Source organism: Idiomarina sp. A28L (assembly GCF_000218785.1).
GTDB lineage: Bacteria > Pseudomonadota > Gammaproteobacteria > Enterobacterales > Alteromonadaceae > Aliidiomarina.
In genome coordinates, this window is record NZ_AFPO01000017.1 from 1 (window position 1) to 17,423 (window position 17,423).

The following is a 17,423-nucleotide window of genomic DNA, read 5'->3' on the forward strand; positions in this document are numbered from 1 at the left end:
AGTATCGTATTCTACGTGTGAAGTAGAGATAGTGATACCACGCGCTTTTTCTTCTGGCGCGTTATCGATTTGTGCGAAATCACGAGCAGAGCCACCGTAGTGCTTTGCTAGTACAGATGTAATCGCTGCCGTAAGAGTAGTTTTACCGTGGTCAACGTGACCGATAGTGCCTACGTTTACGTGCGGCTTAGAACGTTCAAACTTTGCTTTAGCCATTGCTATTTCCTTAATAAAAGTTAGAAGCCCGGCCCTTCAGAGCCGGGACAAGAACTCAACTATTAATCTTTAGTGTTGCGCGCAGCGATTACTGCTTCTGCAACGTTGTTTGGAGCTTCTTGATACTTCAAGAATTCCATCGCATATGATGCACGACCCTGAGTTTGTGAACGCAGGTCAGTTGCGTAGCCGAACATTTCAGCTAGAGGCACTAACGCACGAACCTGCTTCAAAGCGCCTGGAGCATCGTCCATACCTTCGATCATACCGCGACGACGGTTCAAATCACCAACTACGTCACCCATGAAGTCTTCTGGAGTTACAACTTCAACCTGCATGATTGGTTCTAGCAGGGCAGGTTTCGCTTGCAGGGCACCTTTCTTGAAGCCCATGCTACCAGCGATTTTAAACGCCATTTCGTTAGAGTCAACATCATGGAATGAACCATCAAACAAAGTAACTTTAACGCCAAGTACTGGGAAGCCAGCGAGAACACCGTTCTGCATCTGCTCTTGACAGCCCTTGTCTACTGCTGGGATATATTCCTTAGGAACAACACCACCTACGATTTCATTTACGAATTCATAGATTGCAGCTTCATCACCTTCTTCGGTTGTACCTTGATCAAGACTGAGAGGTTCCATACGCAACCAAACATGACCGTACTGACCGCGACCACCTGATTGACGTACGAATTTACCTTCGACTTCAACTTTTTGGCGAATAGTTTCACGGTAAGCAACCTGAGGTTTACCAACGTTACACTCAACTTTAAACTCACGCTTCATCCGGTCAACGATGATATCCAAGTGTAGTTCACCCATACCTGAAATAATCGTTTGGCCTGATTCTTCATCAGTTTTAACACGGAAAGATGGATCTTCTGCCGCTAGTTTACCTAGTGCAATACCCATCTTCTCTTGGTCGGCCTTAGTTTTCGGCTCAACCGCTACAGAGATTACCGGCTCAGGGAATTCCATCCGCTCTAATACAACGATCCGATCGTGTGAACATAAAGTATCACCCGTGGTTACGTCTTTTAGGCCGATCGCAGCTGCGATATCACCGGCACGAACTTCTTTCAATTCCTGACGATCGTTTGCGTGCATCTGCACGATACGACCAAAACGCTCTTTCTTCATTTTCACAGAGTTGTAAACAGAATCGCCTGTATTAACAACACCTGAGTAAACACGGAAGAACGTTAATGTTCCTACGAACGGGTCAGTTGCGATTTTGAACGCTAGTGCAGCAAACGGTTCAGCATCGTCTGATTTACACATAACTTCAGTTTCGTCTTCCAAGATGCCGTTAATATCTTTTACTTCAGTTGGAGAAGGAAGATATTCAATTACCGCATCTAGAACTGCCTGAACGCCTTTGTTTTTAAACGCAGAACCACAGAATACTGGAACGATTTCATTGGAAAGAGTGCGAGTACGGATACCGAATTTAACTTCTTCTTCCGTTAAATCACCTTCTTCCAAATATTTGTTCATCAGTTCATCGTTTGCTTCAGCAGCGGCTTCAACTAACTCGTTGTGCAACTCTTCTGCTTCGTCAACTAGATCTTCTGGGATTTCACCGTAAGTGAAGCTTAGACCTTGATCTTCTTCATTCCAGTGAATCGCTTTCATTTTCACCAAATCCACAACGCCTTTGAAATCTTCTTCAGCGCCGATTGGAATTTGTAATGGAACTGCAACCGCCGCTAAACGAGTTTTCACCTGTTTTACAACGTTAATGAAATCAGCACCCATACGGTCCATTTTGTTAACAAATATCATGCGTGGAACTTCATATTTGTTAGCTTGGCGCCATACAGTTTCTGTTTGTGGTTGCACGCCTGAAGAGGCACACAATACAACAACAGCTCCATCAAGTACTCGTAATGAACGTTCTACTTCAACGGTGAAGTCAACGTGACCTGGAGTATCAATGATGTTAATGCGGTGTTCAGGGAACTGCTTATCCATACCAGCCCAGAAGCTTGTTACAGCTGCTGAAGTGATAGTGATACCACGTTCCTGTTCTTGTTCCATCCAGTCGGTAGTAGCCGCGCCGTCGTGCACTTCACCTAGTTTGTGTGACAAACCAGTATAAAAAAGTACACGTTCGGTGGTAGTAGTTTTACCAGCGTCTACGTGAGCAACGATACCGATATTACGATAGCGTTCGATCGATGTTTTTCTTGCCACAATAGCTTCCTCTTAAATTAGAGTTGAGAGCGTGTTCTTACCAGCGGTAGTGAGCGAATGCTTTGTTCGCTTCAGCCATACGGTGTACGTCTTCACGCTTCTTCACAGCAGAACCTTTGTTCTGAGAAGCATCTAGCATTTCACCAGCTAGACGTTGGGCCATAGATTTTTCACCACGACCACGTGACGCATCAACCATCCAGCGCATTGCTAGGGTGTTACGACGAACAGGGCGAACTTCAACTGGTACCTGGTATGTAGAACCACCAACGCGACGAGATTTAACCTCTACCGCAGGGCGAATATTATCAAGTGCATCTTCAAACACTGACATATGATCTTTACCAGCTTTTTCCGAAACAATGCTTAACGCACCGTATACGATTTTTTCAGCGACTGATTTTTTACCATCAACCATGACAACATTGATGAATTTTGCCAACAACTCTGATCCGAACTTAGGGTCCGGTAGGATTTTACGTTGACCGACGACGCGTCTTCTAGGCATAGGAATTCTCCGATATCTTCAGGGGTTACCCAAAACTTTCAATTATTTAGTTTGGCCTTACTTGCAACGGAGAACCGTTAAGATTTAGGCCGCTTCACGCCGTATTTAGAACGGCCTTGCTTACGATTATTTACGCCAGCGCAATCGAGTGCACCGCGTACTGTGTGATAACGCACACCTGGCAAATCTTTTACACGACCGCCACGAATCAAGATAACACTGTGCTCTTGCAAGTTATGGCCTTCACCACCGATGTATGAAGTTACTTCATAACCGTTGGTTAAACGCACACGACATACTTTACGCAATGCTGAGTTAGGTTTTTTAGGGGTAGTAGTATATACGCGAGTACATACACCACGCTTCTGTGGACAAGCTTGCAGAGCCGGTACGCTACTCTTTTCAACCGGCTTCTTGCGACCTTTGCGCACTAATTGGTTTACTGTTGCCATGGTTTCTCCAAATTATACATTTTACAACAAGGCGAAACGCCCGCATGGCCTTTGCCACCCAAGCGCACTGCCTAATTTTATGGTATCAGTCGCTAATTCTGTACCATAAAAAAGGTTGAATCCCCGGAAATGAGGAGCCGGAATTCTATAGGTTATTCTTTGAGCCGTCAAGTAAGGTGCGTTACATAGCAGGAACTGAATAAATACAAGCGGAATTGATAAACCCCCCTCGTTGATTAGTGGGGGGTTGAGAATAATGATTAACTTCTAGCGAGTAAATGGGTTATTTTTCTTCAACGTCGCCACGAGGGAATCTTACCTCACTTACCTGAACGTCAACTATATCGCCATCTGCGTTGTAATATATATAGGTGGTGATCACAATAATTTCCGTCGATGTTACATACGTTCGCTCAGTACTATCTACATTACCTGCTTCTGATGAAGCTGAGGTGGAAAGGTACTGCGAAGGTATAGATTCAGTTACGCCTTGGCTAACCGCATCGGGTGGTATATCTAACGACTGAACAAAAAATACATCACCTTTTCGATCTACGGCAACCACCACGTACTGTGAGCCTAGGTGAATAACTTCAGCACAATTATAATTGCATGTGAGATTGGCTTTTAAACTTTGTGGAGCCGAAGCGTTCGCTTTGCTTAACGACATGGTAAAAATAGGCATGAATACAAGAGTAATGAATAAAACGAGTTTGAAATCTTTCATTTCCTTTTCCTTTTCCTTTTCCTTTTCCTTTGAATATTAAGTTCTATTTATGTTGCATGAACACCATAGCTTATGTGATCACCAATAGCAAAAAACCCCCAACGCTGGTTTATTCAACGTTGGGGGTTTTGATTCACTAAGCTTCTATATTACTCAGCGTCTGATGAATCTACTTCATCGTTACCTTCATTTAATGCTTCGCTTAAAGCAGCTTCAGCATCTGCAGCAGTAACTGTAGGAACTGCTAACATCTCGCGGCGCTTACGCTGCCGTTCTTGATGATAAGCAAAACCAGTACCTGCCGGAATCAAACGACCCACAATAACGTTTTCTTTCAGGCCGCGCAGAGGATCTTCTTTACCCTGCACTGCTGCTTCTGTAAGTACCCGCGTTGTTTCCTGGAACGAAGCCGCTGAAATAAACGATTCCGTAGACAGTGACGCTTTGGTAATACCGAGTAACTGGCGGTCGAAGTTAGCAGGCATTTTGCCAGCTTCTTCTAATGCACGGTTAACTTCGATAACTTTCGAGAACTCAGCTTGTTCACCTTCAAGTAACTCAGATTCACCTGGGTTCATAATAATTACTTTACGCAGCATCTGACGAACAATTACTTCGATGTGCTTATCGTTAATTTTTACACCCTGTAGGCGGTAAACTTCTTGAACTTCGTTTACGATGTAGTTCGCTACTGCTGGTACACCACGTAAGCGCAAGATATCCTGAGGCGCTTCAGGGCCATCGGCAATAACTTCACCGCGGGTAACCTGTTCACCTTCGAATACGTTCAACTGACGCCATTTCGGAATCATCTCTTCGTAATGATCGCCACCATCAGCTGGGGTAATCATTAAGCGGCGCTTGCCTTTGGTTTCTTTACCGAAAGATACCGTACCGGTAACTTCTGCAAGAATCGCTGGCTCTTTTGGTTTCCGCGCTTCGAATAAATCGGCAACACGCGGTAGACCACCGGTAATGTCTCGAGTTTTCGAACCTTCTTGCGGAATCCGCGCTACCGTATCACCGATACCAACAGTTGAACCATCGTTCAAGCTAACAATCGCGTTACCTGGTAAGAAGTACTGAGCTGGCATATCGGTACCAACGATGTTTACGTCGTTACCTTTAGCATCAACTAGCTTCACCATTGGGCGCATATCTTTACCAGCGCTTGTACGCTGACCAGTTTCAAGAATAACCGTACTCGTTAAACCGGTAAGTTCATCTGTTTGAGTGGTGATCGTTACACCATCAATCATATCAACGAACTTAATGTTACCCGCCACTTCCGTGATAATTGGATGCGTATGCGGATCCCAGTTAGCTACCGTTTCACCAGCGGTTACTTCGTCGCCATCACGTTTCTTCAAGATTGCGCCGTAAGGTACTTTATAACGCTCGCGCTCAGCACCGTATTGGTCGATCAAGGTTAACTCGGTAGAACGTGAAGTGATAACTAAGTGCTTATCACTATTTTCTACGCTCTTCGCGTTATGTAATTTCACGCGGCCAGGGTTCTTCACTTGAATCGCGTTAGCCGCAGAATCTCGAGAAGCCGCACCACCGATGTGGAACGTACGCATGGTTAACTGTGTACCTGGTTCACCGATTGATTGCGCAGCGATAACACCTACTGATTCACCATCGTTCACCAAGTGACCACGCGCCAAATCGCGACCATAACAGTTAGAACATACACCGTGAATTGAATCACAAGTAATTACTGAACGAACTTTAACTTCATCCACTGAATGCTCTTCCAACAAATCACACATTTTCTCATCGAGAAGTGTATTTCGTGGAACCAATACAGTTTCAGTGCCTGGTTGCATTACATCATCACAAACCACACGGCCAAGTACACGCTCACGCAATGGTTCTACTACATCACCACCTTCGATTAACGGCTTCACGATTAAACCTTCGTGAGTACCGCAATCGGTTTCAGTGATTACTAGATCTTGTGCAACGTCTACTAAACGGCGTGTTAAGTAACCAGAGTTCGCAGTTTTAAGTGCGGTATCCGCCAAACCTTTACGCGCACCGTGAGTTGAGATGAAGTACTGAAGTACGTTCAAACCTTCACGGAAGTTAGCAACGATTGGCGTTTCGATGATTGAGCCATCTGGCTTCGCCATCAAACCACGCATACCGGCTAACTGACGAATCTGTGCAGGGGAACCCCGAGCGCCAGAATCGGCCATCATGTAAACAGAGTTGAACGATTGTTGCTCTTCCTGCTCACCTTTAGCGTTCGTAACCATTTCTTTCGATAAGTTATCCATCATCGCTTTCGATACTTTCTCGTTAGCGGTAGACCAAATATCGATTACTTTATTGTATTTCTCACCAGCAGTTACCAAGCCTTGCTCGAACTGCTCTTGAATTTCCGCAACCTGCTTATCAGCATCTTCAATGATTTCTGCTTTCGCCGTTGGGATTTCCATATCGTTGATACCAACAGATGAACCTGAAACCATCGCAAAATGGAAACCGGTGTACATCAATTGGTCGGCAAAGATAACCGTTGGCTTCAAACCACAATCACGATAAGTGCGGTTTAGTAAGCGCGAAATCTGCTTTTTACCCATGTTCTGGTTGATAGCTTCGTATGCGATGCCTTCAGGTAGAATCAATGAGAAAATTGCACGACCAATAGTGGTATCTACAATTTTAACTTCTTCAGTGCGTTCACCTTCTTCAGTGAACAGAACTTCTTTGATGCGAACCTTAACGCGAGCATGCAGTTCAGCAGCACCAGTACGGTATGCTTTTTCTGCTTCTTTCGGGCTCTTTAACACCATGCCTTCACCACGCCCATTTACTTTCTCACGGGTCATGTAGTAAACGCCCAATACAACGTCCTGTGAAGGAACGATGATTGGTTCACCACTTGCAGGCGATAGCACGTTGTTAGTTGACATCATTAGTGCACGTGCTTCCATTTGCGCTTCAAGCGTTAATGGAACGTGTACTGCCATTTGGTCACCATCGAAGTCGGCGTTGTATGCCGCACAAACGAGTGGGTGTAACTGAATCGCTTTACCTTCGATCAATACTGGTTCAAAGGCTTGGATACCCAAACGGTGAAGTGTTGGTGCACGGTTAAGAAGCACTGGATGCTGACGAATTACTTCATCAAGGATATCCCATACTTCTGGTAACTCGCGCTCAACCATTTTCTTCGCAGCTTTAATCGTTGTCGCAAAACCACGCGCTTCTAATTTACCGTAGATAAATGGTTTGAATAACTCCAACGCCATTTTCTTCGGCAAACCACATTGGTGCAAACGCAGTTTTGGACCAACCGTAATTACTGAACGGCCTGAGTAATCAACACGCTTACCTAACAAGTTTTGACGGAAACGACCTTGCTTACCTTTGATCATATCAGCCAAAGATTTCAATGGACGCTTGTTAGAGCCTGTTATTGCACGGCCACGACGACCGTTATCTAACAGCGCATCTACCGCTTCTTGTAACATCCGCTTTTCGTTGCGCACGATAATATCTGGCGCTGCCAAATCTAAAAGGCGCTTCAAACGGTTGTTGCGGTTAATTACCCGACGATATAAATCGTTCAAATCAGAAGTTGCGAAACGGCCACCATCTAGTGGTACCAATGGACGCAAATCTGGCGGTAACACTGGAAGTACTTTCAAGATCATCCACTCAGGCTTGTTGCCTGATTGGTGGAACGATTCAAGTAGCTTCAAGCGTTTGCTTATTTTCTTCCGCTTAGTTTCAGAATTCGTTTCTGGCAATTCTTCCCGAAGCATTTTGATTTGAGCTTCTAAATCAATGCTTTGCAATAGATGTAAAATTGCTTCCGCACCCATTTTTGCTACGAATTCATCACCATGCTCTTCTAGTGAATCGAGGTATTCCTCTTCACCTAGAAGTGAACCTTCTTCTAACGATGTCATACCTGCATCGATGACAACATAAGATTCGAAATATAAAATCCGCTCGATATCACGCAATGTCATATCTAGCATCAAACCAATCCGGGAAGGCAATGATTTCAAGAACCAAATGTGGGCAACTGGGCTTGCTAATTCAATATGGCCCATACGCTCACGACGAACTTTAGTGAGGGTAACTTCTACGCCACATTTTTCACAAATTACACCACGGTGCTTAAGCCGCTTGTATTTGCCACATAAACATTCGTAATCTTTTACTGGCCCGAAAATACGCGCACAGAAAAGACCATCACGTTCTGGTTTGAACGTACGATAGTTGATGGTTTCTGGTTTCTTTACTTCACCAAATGACCAGCTCCGGATTTGATCCGGTGATGCCAGTGCTATACGAATGCGATCAAACTCTTCGCTATCTTTTTGTGGCTTCAGAAACTTTAGTAAATCTTTCACGTTTCATCTCCTGTCGGAGTTAAGCTTGCCGAGGGTCGAAACCCTCGGCGGCGCTGACTCTATGCCTTTCGCTAAGCGAACAATGGCTGCTTATTCGTCTTCTAACTCGATGTTAATACCTAACGAGCGAATCTCTTTCAGCAACACGTTGAACGATTCAGGCATACCCGGATCCATTTCATGATTGCCATCGACGATGTTTTTATACATCTTCGTCCGGCCGTTCACGTCATCAGATTTAACCGTTAGCATTTCCTGCAGCGTATATGCGGCACCGTATGCTTCGAGGGCCCACACTTCCATCTCACCGAAGCGCTGACCACCGAATTGCGCCTTACCACCCAGCGGCTGCTGAGTAACGAGGCTATACGAGCCAGTTGAACGCGCATGCATCTTATCATCCACTAAGTGGTTAAGTTTCAGCATGTACATGTAACCAACAGTTACCGGACGCTCGAATGTATCGCCAGTACGGCCATCGAATAATGTAACCTGACCTGATTCTGGTAAATCAGCCAGCTTAAGCATTGCCTTGATTTCCGTTTCGATAGCACCATCAAATACTGGTGATGCCATTGGTAAACCTTTCTTAAGGTTTTCCGCTAGACGCATTACTTCATCATCGCTAAACGTGCTTAAATCAACATCTTGCCGACCTTTACCAATATCGTAAGCTTTCTGGATAAACTCACGTAGCTCAGCGGCTTTCTGTTGCGCTACCATCATTTGCTCGATCTTACGACCGATACCACGAGCAGCTGCACCTAGGTGGGTTTCCAAAATCTGACCCACGTTCATCCGTGATGGAACACCTAACGGGTTCAAAACGATATCAACTGCTTCACCGTTTTCATCGTAAGGCATATCTTCAACAGGAACGATGGTAGAAATTACACCTTTGTTACCGTGACGGCCGGCCATTTTATCGCCTGGCTGAATACGACGCTTAACAGCTAAATAAACTTTTACGATTTTCAATACGCCTGGTTGCAAATCATCACCTTGGGTGATTTTGCGGCGTTTTTCATCGTAACGCTTATCGTAATCTTCGCGCAGCTCTTCATACTGCTGAGCAATTTGCTCAAGATCTTGTTGTGCTGATTCGTTGTTCAAGCTTTGCGTTAACCATCTGCTGCGGTCCATTGAAGCAAGTTTCGATTCATCAAAACCATTTGCTAACAACAAACTACGAACACGGGCATACAAACCTTCTTCAAGAATCTTGAACTCATCGGTAAGATCTTTCTTCACCTGAGCCAATTGCATAGCTTCAATATCAAGTGCACGCTTATCTTTTTCCACGCCATCGCGGGTGAATACCTGAACATCTATAACAGTACCGTTTACGCCGTTTGGCACACGCAGTGAACTATCTTTAACGTCCGAAGCTTTCTCACCGAAAATCGCACGGAGGAGTTTCTCTTCTGGTGTTAGTTGTGTTTCACCTTTAGGGGTTACTTTACCAACGAGGATATCGCCACCATTAACTTCAGCACCAATATACACAACACCTGATTCATCAAGTTTACCAAGGGCTGATTCACCAACGTTCGGGATATCAGAAGTAATCTCTTCTGCGCCAAGTTTGGTATCACGAGCAACACAGTTCAATTCTTGGATATGAATCGTAGTTAAGCGATCTTCTTGTACTACACGCTCAGAAACTAGGATTGAATCCTCGAAGTTGTAACCATTCCAAGGCATAAATGCTACGCGCATGTTCTGACCAAGTGCGAGTTCGCCTAAATCCGTTGAAGGACCATCAGCAAGCACATCACCGCGCATAACCGGTTCACCATTTTTTACGCATGGCTTCTGGTTAATACAGGTATTTTGGTTAGAACGCGTGTATTTAGTTAGGTTATAGATATCAATGCCCGCTTCACCAGCAAGCAACTCTTCTTCATTAACCTTAACTACGATACGGCTAGCATCTACATAATCAATAACACCGCCACGTTTCGCTACCACAGTAACACCAGAATCTACCGCTACAGTGCGTTCGATACCGGTACCTACAAGTGGCTTATCAGCGCGCAACGTTGGCACAGCTTGACGTTGCATGTTTGAACCCATCAAAGCACGGTTAGCATCATCGTGTTCAAGGAATGGGATCATGCTCGCTGCGATCGATACGATCTGCTGCGGCGCTACGTCCATGAATTGCACTTGTTCTTTCGAAGTTAGTGTAAATTCATTATTGAATCGGCTTGGTACTAGCTCTTCTTGAATTTCACCTTTATCGTTCAAAGTGATATTCGCCTGAGCGATTACATACATGCCTTCTTCAATAGCTGATAAATATTCAACATCATCAGTAACAACGCCGTTTGCTACTTTCCGATATGGCGTTTCTAAGAAACCATATTCGTTAGTACGCGAGAACGTTGCTAATGAGTTAATCAAGCCGATGTTTGGGCCTTCTGGAGTTTCGATTGGACACAAACGACCATAATGCGTTGGGTGTACATCTCGAACTTCGAAGCCTGCTCGTTCACGAGTAAGACCGCCTGGACCTAAAGCAGAAATACGGCGTTTGTGCGTAACTTCTGACAATGGGTTATTTTGGTCCATGAACTGCGATAACTGGCTTGATCCAAAGAACTCTTTTACAGCAGCAGAGATAGGTTTAGCGTTGATTAAATCTTGCGGCATAATCGCATCAAGATCACCTAAGCTTAAACGCTCTTTTACAGCACGTTCAACACGCACTAAACCAACACGGAATTGGTTTTCTGCCATTTCACCAACTGAACGAATACGGCGGTTACCCAAGTGATCGATATCATCGACAACATCAAGGCCATTTCGAATTTCGATCAGTTTGCGCATTACCGCTACGATATCTTCGCGCGTCAATGTGCCTTGGCCAGTCAATTCTTCACGGCCTAAGCGGCGATTGAACTTCATGCGGCCAACAGTAGAAAGGTCATAGCGATCTTCCGAGAAGAATAAGTTCTCGAATAGGCCTTCCGCTGCTTCTTTAGTTGGTGGCTCGCCTGGGCGCATCATGCGGTAGATTTCTACCAATGCTTCCAAACGGTTGCTGCTAGAATCAACCCGCAAGGTTTCACTTACATAAGGCCCATGGTCTAAATCGTTAACGAATAGAGTTTCAAACTTCTTGAAGCCCGCTTCACGTAATTTAGCTAATAATTCAAGCGTAATAATATCGTTTGCTTTTGCAATTACTTCGCCGGTTTTCTTCGCAACATAATCTTTAGCAAGTACTTTACCTACTAAATAATCTACCGGCACTTCCATCTCTTTAATATCGAGATCGGTAATTTGCTTGATATGACGCGCCGTTACACGGCGTGCTTTATCAACAATAATCGAGCCGTCTGGTCCTTTAATATCGAACAACGCAGTTTCACCGCGCAGGCGATCAGGCACCACAGCCATGTAAATTTTATCTCGGCGAACTTCAAAGAAACTGTTCTCAAAGAACATCTCTAGAATTTGTTCATCGGTGTAATCAAGCGCACGAAGAATTATGGTGGCTGGTAATTTACGACGACGGTCGATACGAACAAACACATTGTCTTTCGGATCGAATTCGAAATCTAACCAAGAACCACGATAAGGAATCACTCGCGCGTTATATAAAACTTTACCAGATGAATGCGTTTTCCCACGATCGTGATCGTAGAATACGCCTGGCGAACGGTGTAGCTGAGAAACGATTACCCGCTCAGTACCATTGATTACAAAAGTACCGTTATCGGTCATGAGCGGAATTTCGCCCATGTACACTTCTTGCTCTTTGATTTGTTTAATCGTACCTGCAGGCGCGTCACGGTCATACATGACCAGACGTAATGTAACCCGCAAGGGAGCAGAATAGGTAACACCCCGGATTTGACATTCTTTAACGTCAAACACTGGGTTGCCTAAACGGTAACTGACATACTGCAATTCAGCATTGCCGGAATAACTGGCGATAGGGAACACAGAGCGGAATGCCGCTTCTAGTCCATATCCACCTTCAGGATCGGCATCAATAAATTTCTTAAATGAATCGAGCTGAATCGAGAGCAGGTAAGGCACTTCAAGCACCTGTGGGCGCTTTCCAAAGTCCTTACGAATACGTTTTTTTTCAGAGTAGGAGTACGCCATGGGGTTCCTCAGCTAGCTGATTTCTGACCCTAGCCACCAAAGGAGTTTGGTAGCTGCCAACGAATGTCGTCACCATTCGTTCGCCTGTATTATCACTGTCGATATACCCACAAATACAGGAAAAATGGGTGTATCCTTTTTAGCGCAAAAAGCCTGGTGACAATTAAGTCACCAGGCCAAAGCCTTAAAGGCCTCGCTGAAGATCAAGTGTATTACTTGATCTCAACTTCTGCACCAGCTTCTTCAAGCTGTTTCTTCAGTTCTTCAGCGTCCGCTTTCGCGATGCCTTCTTTAACAGCTACTGGAGCTGATTCAACCAAAGCTTTTGCTTCTTTCAGGCCTAAACCTGTAGCTGAACGTACTGCTTTGATTGCGCCAACTTTGTTAGCACCAGCAGATTTCAACATTACGCTGAATTCAGTTTGTTCTTCTGCAGCTTCACCAGCGGCAGCAGGACCAGCAGCAACTGCAACAGCAGCAGATGCGTCAACACCGAATTTTTCTTCAGCAGCTTCGATCAATTCAACCAATTCCATAACTGGCATTTCAGCGATCGCGTTTAAGATATCTTCTTTAGTCAGAGCCATTTCTCTAAACTCCCGGGTTAAGGATTAAAAAATTTAATTTATATTGCCGCTTATTTAGCGTCTTTGATTGCACCAAGCACACGGACAAATTTAGTAGGTACTTCATTGATAGTACGAACAAATTTGGTAACCGGAGCTTTGAAGGTGGCAAGCAATTTGGCCAATGCTTCGTCGCGTGTCGGAAGTGATGCTACTGCGTCCAATTTTTCTGGACCCATCAAACCATTACCGATAGACAATGCTGTTACTTTCAAATGCTTTGACGATTTCTGTGCATCTTTGAACAGGCGAGCAGCGCTGCCTGGTGCATCGATCGAGAAACCATATACCAAAGGACCTTTCAGTACAGATTCAATGTCTTCAAACTTCGTACCTTCCAATGCGCGTTTCGCAAGAGTGTTCCGAATAACTTTCAGATACACGCCTTGTTCACGAGCTTGGCGGCGAAGTACGGTTAGTTCCGCAACTTCCATTCCACGATACTCAGCCACAGCGACGGATAGTGCTTCTGAAGCAACATCGTTAATTTCTTTAACGATTGCTTTTTTTGCTACTAAACCAAGTGCCACTAGCATCACCTCGTGTTAAGAGTTTCAAGCTTTCGCTTTCTACTCGTACGTTACAATTTGGCAAGTTTGTTTATAAATAAACGCCCCTACCGCTTTGTCACGGTGAATCTCTACCCAGAGAGTCTGAGTCGGATATCACCATCTGCGCTGGCTTTCATTGATTAAGCAAATACCTCTCGGTATTTGCGCCTGCGGTCTTGGATGAGAGCCACATCATTTAAAAAATGAGAGGCGACTCCAACCCTAAAACTGAAACAGATTTTAGTATTTACCAGCCCCAGTATTTAAGCTGGCAAACCTAAGCTATTAGCCTTCTGCTATTAGCTACGCGCTTCCAATGTAGATTGATCTACACGAACGCCTGCACCCATAGTGGTGGATAAGCTAACACGGCCAATATAAGAACCTTTTGCATTGGCTGGTTTTGCTTTTTTCAAAGCAACCAATAATGCTTCTAAGTTCTCTTTCAATTTACCGTCTTCAAAATCCACACGACCGATGGTGCAGTGAATAATACCGTTCTTATCGTTACGGTAACGTACCTGACCAGCTTTTGCATTTTTAACTGCAGTTTCTACGTCTGGAGTTACAGTACCCGTTTTCGGGTTAGGCATCAGGCCACGTGGACCTAAAATCTGACCTAACTGACCAACAACGCGCATTGCGTCTGGCGATGCGATAACAACATCAAAATTCATTTCGCCTTTCTTCACGAGCTCAGCAAGATCTTCCATACCTACTAGTTCTGCACCAGCAGCTTTGGCTTTCTCAACATTCGCACCTGAAGTAAATACTGCTACGCGTACATCACGACCAGTACCGTTTGGTAGTACAGTTGCACCACGAACGTTTTGATCTGATTTACGTGCATCAATACCTAGGTTCACTGCAACATCTACGCTTTCAGTGAACTTTGCAGTTGCTAACTTTTTCAGTAAAGCAATTGCTTCGTTAATATCGTAATCACGGTTGCCATCAATCGCTTCACGGATGGTGCGCATACGTTTGGTTAAACGTGCCATATCTATTACCCCTCTACCTTCAGGCCCATTGAACGAGCAGAACCTGCGATAGTACGTACAGCTGCGTCAAGGCTAGCTGCCGTTAAATCTGGCTCTTTAGTTTTAGCAATCTCTTCTAGCTGAGCGCGGGTAACAGTACCTACTTTCTCAGTGTTAGGACGGCCTGAACCACTCTTGATACCTGCTGCTTTTTTCAATAAGAATGCTGCAGGAGGAGTTTTAGTAATGAAGGTGAATGAACGATCTTCAAATACTGTAATTTCAACTGGTACTGGAGCGCCCTTTTCAAGTTCGCCAGTAGAAGCGTTGAATGCTTTACAGAATTCCATGATGTTCACACCGTGTTGACCCAATGCTGGACCAACTGGTGGTGACGGATTAGCCGCACCGGCTGCTACTTGCAGCTTGATGATGGCGGAAACTTTCTTAGCCATGATAAAACCTCTGTGTTAAGGGTTATACGCCTCGTAAGCCAAGAGGAGACTTACTCAAACGGCTTCCCAAATGTAAAAAACGGAGGCGGATTGTATAGTAATCCGCCTACGCGATCAAGCCTTTTCGACTTGGCTGAAATCTAAATCAACCGGGGTTGACCGGCCAAAAATAGATACAGAAACTTTCATGCGGCTTTTATCGTAATCGACTTCTTCCACAGTACCGTTGAAATCTGCAAACGGGCCATCGTTGACACGTACCATTTCACCTGGTTCGAATAGGGTTTTAGGACGCGGACGATCGGCGTTTTCAGTTAAACGGTTCAAGATAGCATCGGCTTCTTTTTGCGAAATTGGCGCTGGCCGCTCTGCAGTGCCACCAATAAAGCCAAGTACCCGAGGAGTGCTTTTCACTAAGTGCCATGAATCTTCATCCATAGACATTTCTACCAGCACGTAACCTGGGAAAAATTTACGCTCAGCATTACGACGCTGAGAACCACGCATCTCAACTACTTGTTCAGTTGGTACCAAAATCTGACCAAACTTCTCTTCCATGCCTTGTGTTTTAATATACTCGGCTAGAGTTTTCGCAACGCGGCCTTCGTAGCCTGAGAATGCTTGTACGACATACCAACGTTTTTTCTTTGGTTCGGTCATGATGCTAACTCCTTAGATGCGAATACCGGTTGCTAGGCCAACGACACGAACTAAAATGCCATCTAATCCCCACAACAGCAAGGCTACTAGTACAGTAGCGGCCAACACAATTAAGGTTGTTTGCGTAGCTTCTTTTCGGCTTGGCCATACTACTTTACGAACTTCGGTACGGCTTTCTTTAGCAAAAGTTAAGAAAGTAGACCCTTTCTCAGTTTTTGCTGCAACAAAGCCTGCTATAACAACAAGAATCACAACAGCTAATGCACGCAATGCTACGGACATGTCACCATAAATGTTGTTACCAATAACCGCAGCAACAAGTAGAGCTACTACAATAATCCACTTAACGATATCCAGTGGATTTCCCTGGTTTTCTGTATTTACACTCATTATATGCCGGACCCGCGTTGATTCAGCTGAAACTGGCAGGGGTGGAGGGATTCGAACCCCCAACCATCGGTTTTGGAGACCGCTGTTCTACCAATTGGAACTACACCCCTAGAAATTGTTCTAAATTCCGATACTAAACCAACCTTAAGCAAATGAAAGCAAGCTGGAGGAAGATAGGCATCGGAATGGACGCGTCATTATACCGATCAAAGGCTCAAAAGCAAGCCATCAAGTAACTAAAAAGCCTTCTGCGGTAGCGCTTTGTAGTTTTCGGAGTTGCGGGGCGTGATTCGTTAAGAGTTCATCCACACCTGCGGCTAAGGCTTGTTCATGTTGTGCGGTAGTTTCTGGTAAATAACCAATAACATGGGCGCCGTGGCGATGGAAGCGCTTAACCATATTTTTGGTTAAAATGGGAACACCTTTTAAACGCGGTGGCACTGCATAGTACTGCCCCTTCTCTATCCCACCCAATACTGGCAATCCAATAAGTGCTGCGGTACCAGCCCGATAGCATTCCTCTTGGCGCGCCAAACAAAAAGCATCATTGAATACTTGCGAAAGAATTTGTTGGTGGCTGTTTTGCCATAGAAGATAGCGCGCTTGGTTCGTTAAAAAGCTTTCTACTGCTGCATCGACTGATAATTTTTCAAGCGCCACCAGGGTTTGCTTTGCTTGTTCAGGTTTAATATCCAATATCCAACGATATTGACTGTAATTATCTAAGAGTTCATCAAAGAATAGTAGTGATTCACCACCTCTTAAACGCTCCTCTGTAAGTTCCCTACGAGTGAGTGCGTGAATCGGAACCGAGGAACTGCCAACACGTGATAAATCGGGATCATGACAAATAACAATATGGCCATCACGACTACAACGTAAATCGGTTTCAAGGTGCTCAAAACCTAAATCAATTGCAGCGTCAAAAGCTTCCGCAGTATTTTCGGTAGCTGTTTCTGCATAACCCCGATGGCTTATCCAAGTTGTCATAGGTAATTATTCATCATGTTTTCCTATTGCGAGTTTGATACCTGAACAGCATAGCTTATCTTCATGCGAATAGAATAATGATCAAACTTTTCATAGGCAATAAAAAAGGCGCTCTAAGGCGCCTTCTTGTCGAAGTGTTATCTAAAATTAATCAAGAATCTTAGATACAACACCT

General features: G+C 44.7%; 14 protein-coding genes and 1 tRNA gene. All 15 read right to left on the reverse strand.

All coding sequences use genetic code 11. The features are described from left to right. The coding region (locus A28LD_RS06630) for a GTP-binding protein (RefSeq protein WP_007420305.1) at nt 1-216 on the reverse strand (216 nt) is incomplete at its 3' end. Between the two features lie 62 nt (nt 217-278). Beyond that, a complete protein-coding gene (fusA, locus tag A28LD_RS06635) occupies nt 279-2,414 on the reverse strand; it encodes an elongation factor G (protein WP_007420306.1) in 2,136 nt (711 codons plus the stop codon). A gap of 37 nt (nt 2,415-2,451) precedes the next feature. Next, complete coding sequence (rpsG, locus tag A28LD_RS06640) at nt 2,452-2,922, reverse strand: 30S ribosomal protein S7 (RefSeq protein WP_007420307.1); 471 nt, start codon at nt 2,920-2,922, stop codon at nt 2,452-2,454. 77 nt (nt 2,923-2,999) lie between these two features. Continuing rightward, complete coding sequence (gene rpsL / locus A28LD_RS06645) at nt 3,000-3,374, reverse strand: 30S ribosomal protein S12 (protein ID WP_007420308.1); 375 nt, start codon at nt 3,372-3,374, stop codon at nt 3,000-3,002. A 283-nt stretch (nt 3,375-3,657) separates the two neighbouring features. Next, entirely contained in the window at nt 3,658-4,101 is a 444-nt protein-coding gene (locus A28LD_RS06650; RefSeq protein WP_007420309.1) for a hypothetical protein, read from the reverse strand. Between the two features lie 149 nt (nt 4,102-4,250). Then, on the reverse strand, nt 4,251-8,477 hold the full coding sequence (gene rpoC, locus A28LD_RS06655; RefSeq protein WP_007420310.1) for a DNA-directed RNA polymerase subunit beta': 4,227 nt from the start codon (nt 8,475-8,477) through the stop codon (nt 4,251-4,253). 90 nt (nt 8,478-8,567) lie between these two features. Further along, the gene (gene rpoB, locus A28LD_RS06660; protein ID WP_007420311.1) at nt 8,568-12,596 is read right to left on the reverse strand and encodes a DNA-directed RNA polymerase subunit beta; all 4,029 of its coding nucleotides are present in this window, start codon (nt 12,594-12,596) and stop codon (nt 8,568-8,570) included. 212 nt (nt 12,597-12,808) lie between these two features. Then, complete coding sequence (gene rplL, locus A28LD_RS06665) at nt 12,809-13,183, reverse strand: 50S ribosomal protein L7/L12 (protein ID WP_007420312.1); 375 nt, start codon at nt 13,181-13,183, stop codon at nt 12,809-12,811. Nucleotides 13,184-13,233: 50 nt separating this feature from the next. After that, a complete protein-coding gene (rplJ, locus tag A28LD_RS06670; protein ID WP_007420313.1) occupies nt 13,234-13,752 on the reverse strand; it encodes a 50S ribosomal protein L10 in 519 nt (172 codons plus the stop codon). Between the two features lie 320 nt (nt 13,753-14,072). Continuing rightward, a complete protein-coding gene (gene rplA / locus A28LD_RS06675) occupies nt 14,073-14,774 on the reverse strand; it encodes a 50S ribosomal protein L1 (RefSeq protein ID WP_007420314.1) in 702 nt (233 codons plus the stop codon). Nucleotides 14,775-14,779: 5 nt separating this feature from the next. After that, complete coding sequence (gene rplK, locus A28LD_RS06680) at nt 14,780-15,208, reverse strand: 50S ribosomal protein L11 (protein WP_007420315.1); 429 nt, start codon at nt 15,206-15,208, stop codon at nt 14,780-14,782. Between the two features lie 114 nt (nt 15,209-15,322). Continuing rightward, a complete protein-coding gene (gene nusG / locus A28LD_RS06685; RefSeq protein WP_007420316.1) occupies nt 15,323-15,868 on the reverse strand; it encodes a transcription termination/antitermination protein NusG in 546 nt (181 codons plus the stop codon). Nucleotides 15,869-15,880: 12 nt separating this feature from the next. Then, on the reverse strand, nt 15,881-16,258 hold the full coding sequence (gene secE, locus A28LD_RS06690) for a preprotein translocase subunit SecE (RefSeq protein ID WP_007420317.1): 378 nt from the start codon (nt 16,256-16,258) through the stop codon (nt 15,881-15,883). A 33-nt stretch (nt 16,259-16,291) separates the two neighbouring features. Beyond that, a tRNA-Trp gene (locus tag A28LD_RS06695) sits at nt 16,292-16,368 on the reverse strand. Between the two features lie 118 nt (nt 16,369-16,486). Then, entirely contained in the window at nt 16,487-17,248 is a 762-nt protein-coding gene (locus A28LD_RS11950) for a glycerophosphodiester phosphodiesterase (protein WP_007420318.1), read from the reverse strand. Between the last annotated feature and the right edge of the window lie 175 nt (nt 17,249-17,423).

Coding starts and splice junctions, on each gene's coding strand:
- rpsG (WP_007420307.1), bottom strand. CDS start 2,922: ATGCCTAGAAGACGCGTCGTCGGTCAACGTAAAATCCTACCGGACCCT.
- rpsL (WP_007420308.1), bottom strand. CDS start 3,374: ATGGCAACAGTAAACCAATTAGTGCGCAAAGGTCGCAAGAAGCCGGTT.
- A28LD_RS06650 (WP_007420309.1), bottom strand. CDS start 4,101: ATGAAAGATTTCAAACTCGTTTTATTCATTACTCTTGTATTCATGCCT.
- rpoB (WP_007420311.1), bottom strand. CDS start 12,596: ATGGCGTACTCCTACTCTGAAAAAAAACGTATTCGTAAGGACTTTGGA.
- rplL (WP_007420312.1), bottom strand. CDS start 13,183: ATGGCTCTGACTAAAGAAGATATCTTAAACGCGATCGCTGAAATGCCA.
- rplA (WP_007420314.1), bottom strand. CDS start 14,774: ATGGCACGTTTAACCAAACGTATGCGCACCATCCGTGAAGCGATTGAT.
- rplK (WP_007420315.1), bottom strand. CDS start 15,208: ATGGCTAAGAAAGTTTCCGCCATCATCAAGCTGCAAGTAGCAGCCGGT.
- nusG (WP_007420316.1), bottom strand. CDS start 15,868: ATGACCGAACCAAAGAAAAAACGTTGGTATGTCGTACAAGCATTCTCA.
- secE (WP_007420317.1), bottom strand. CDS start 16,258: ATGAGTGTAAATACAGAAAACCAGGGAAATCCACTGGATATCGTTAAG.
- A28LD_RS11950 (WP_007420318.1), bottom strand. CDS start 17,248: ATGACAACTTGGATAAGCCATCGGGGTTATGCAGAAACAGCTACCGAA.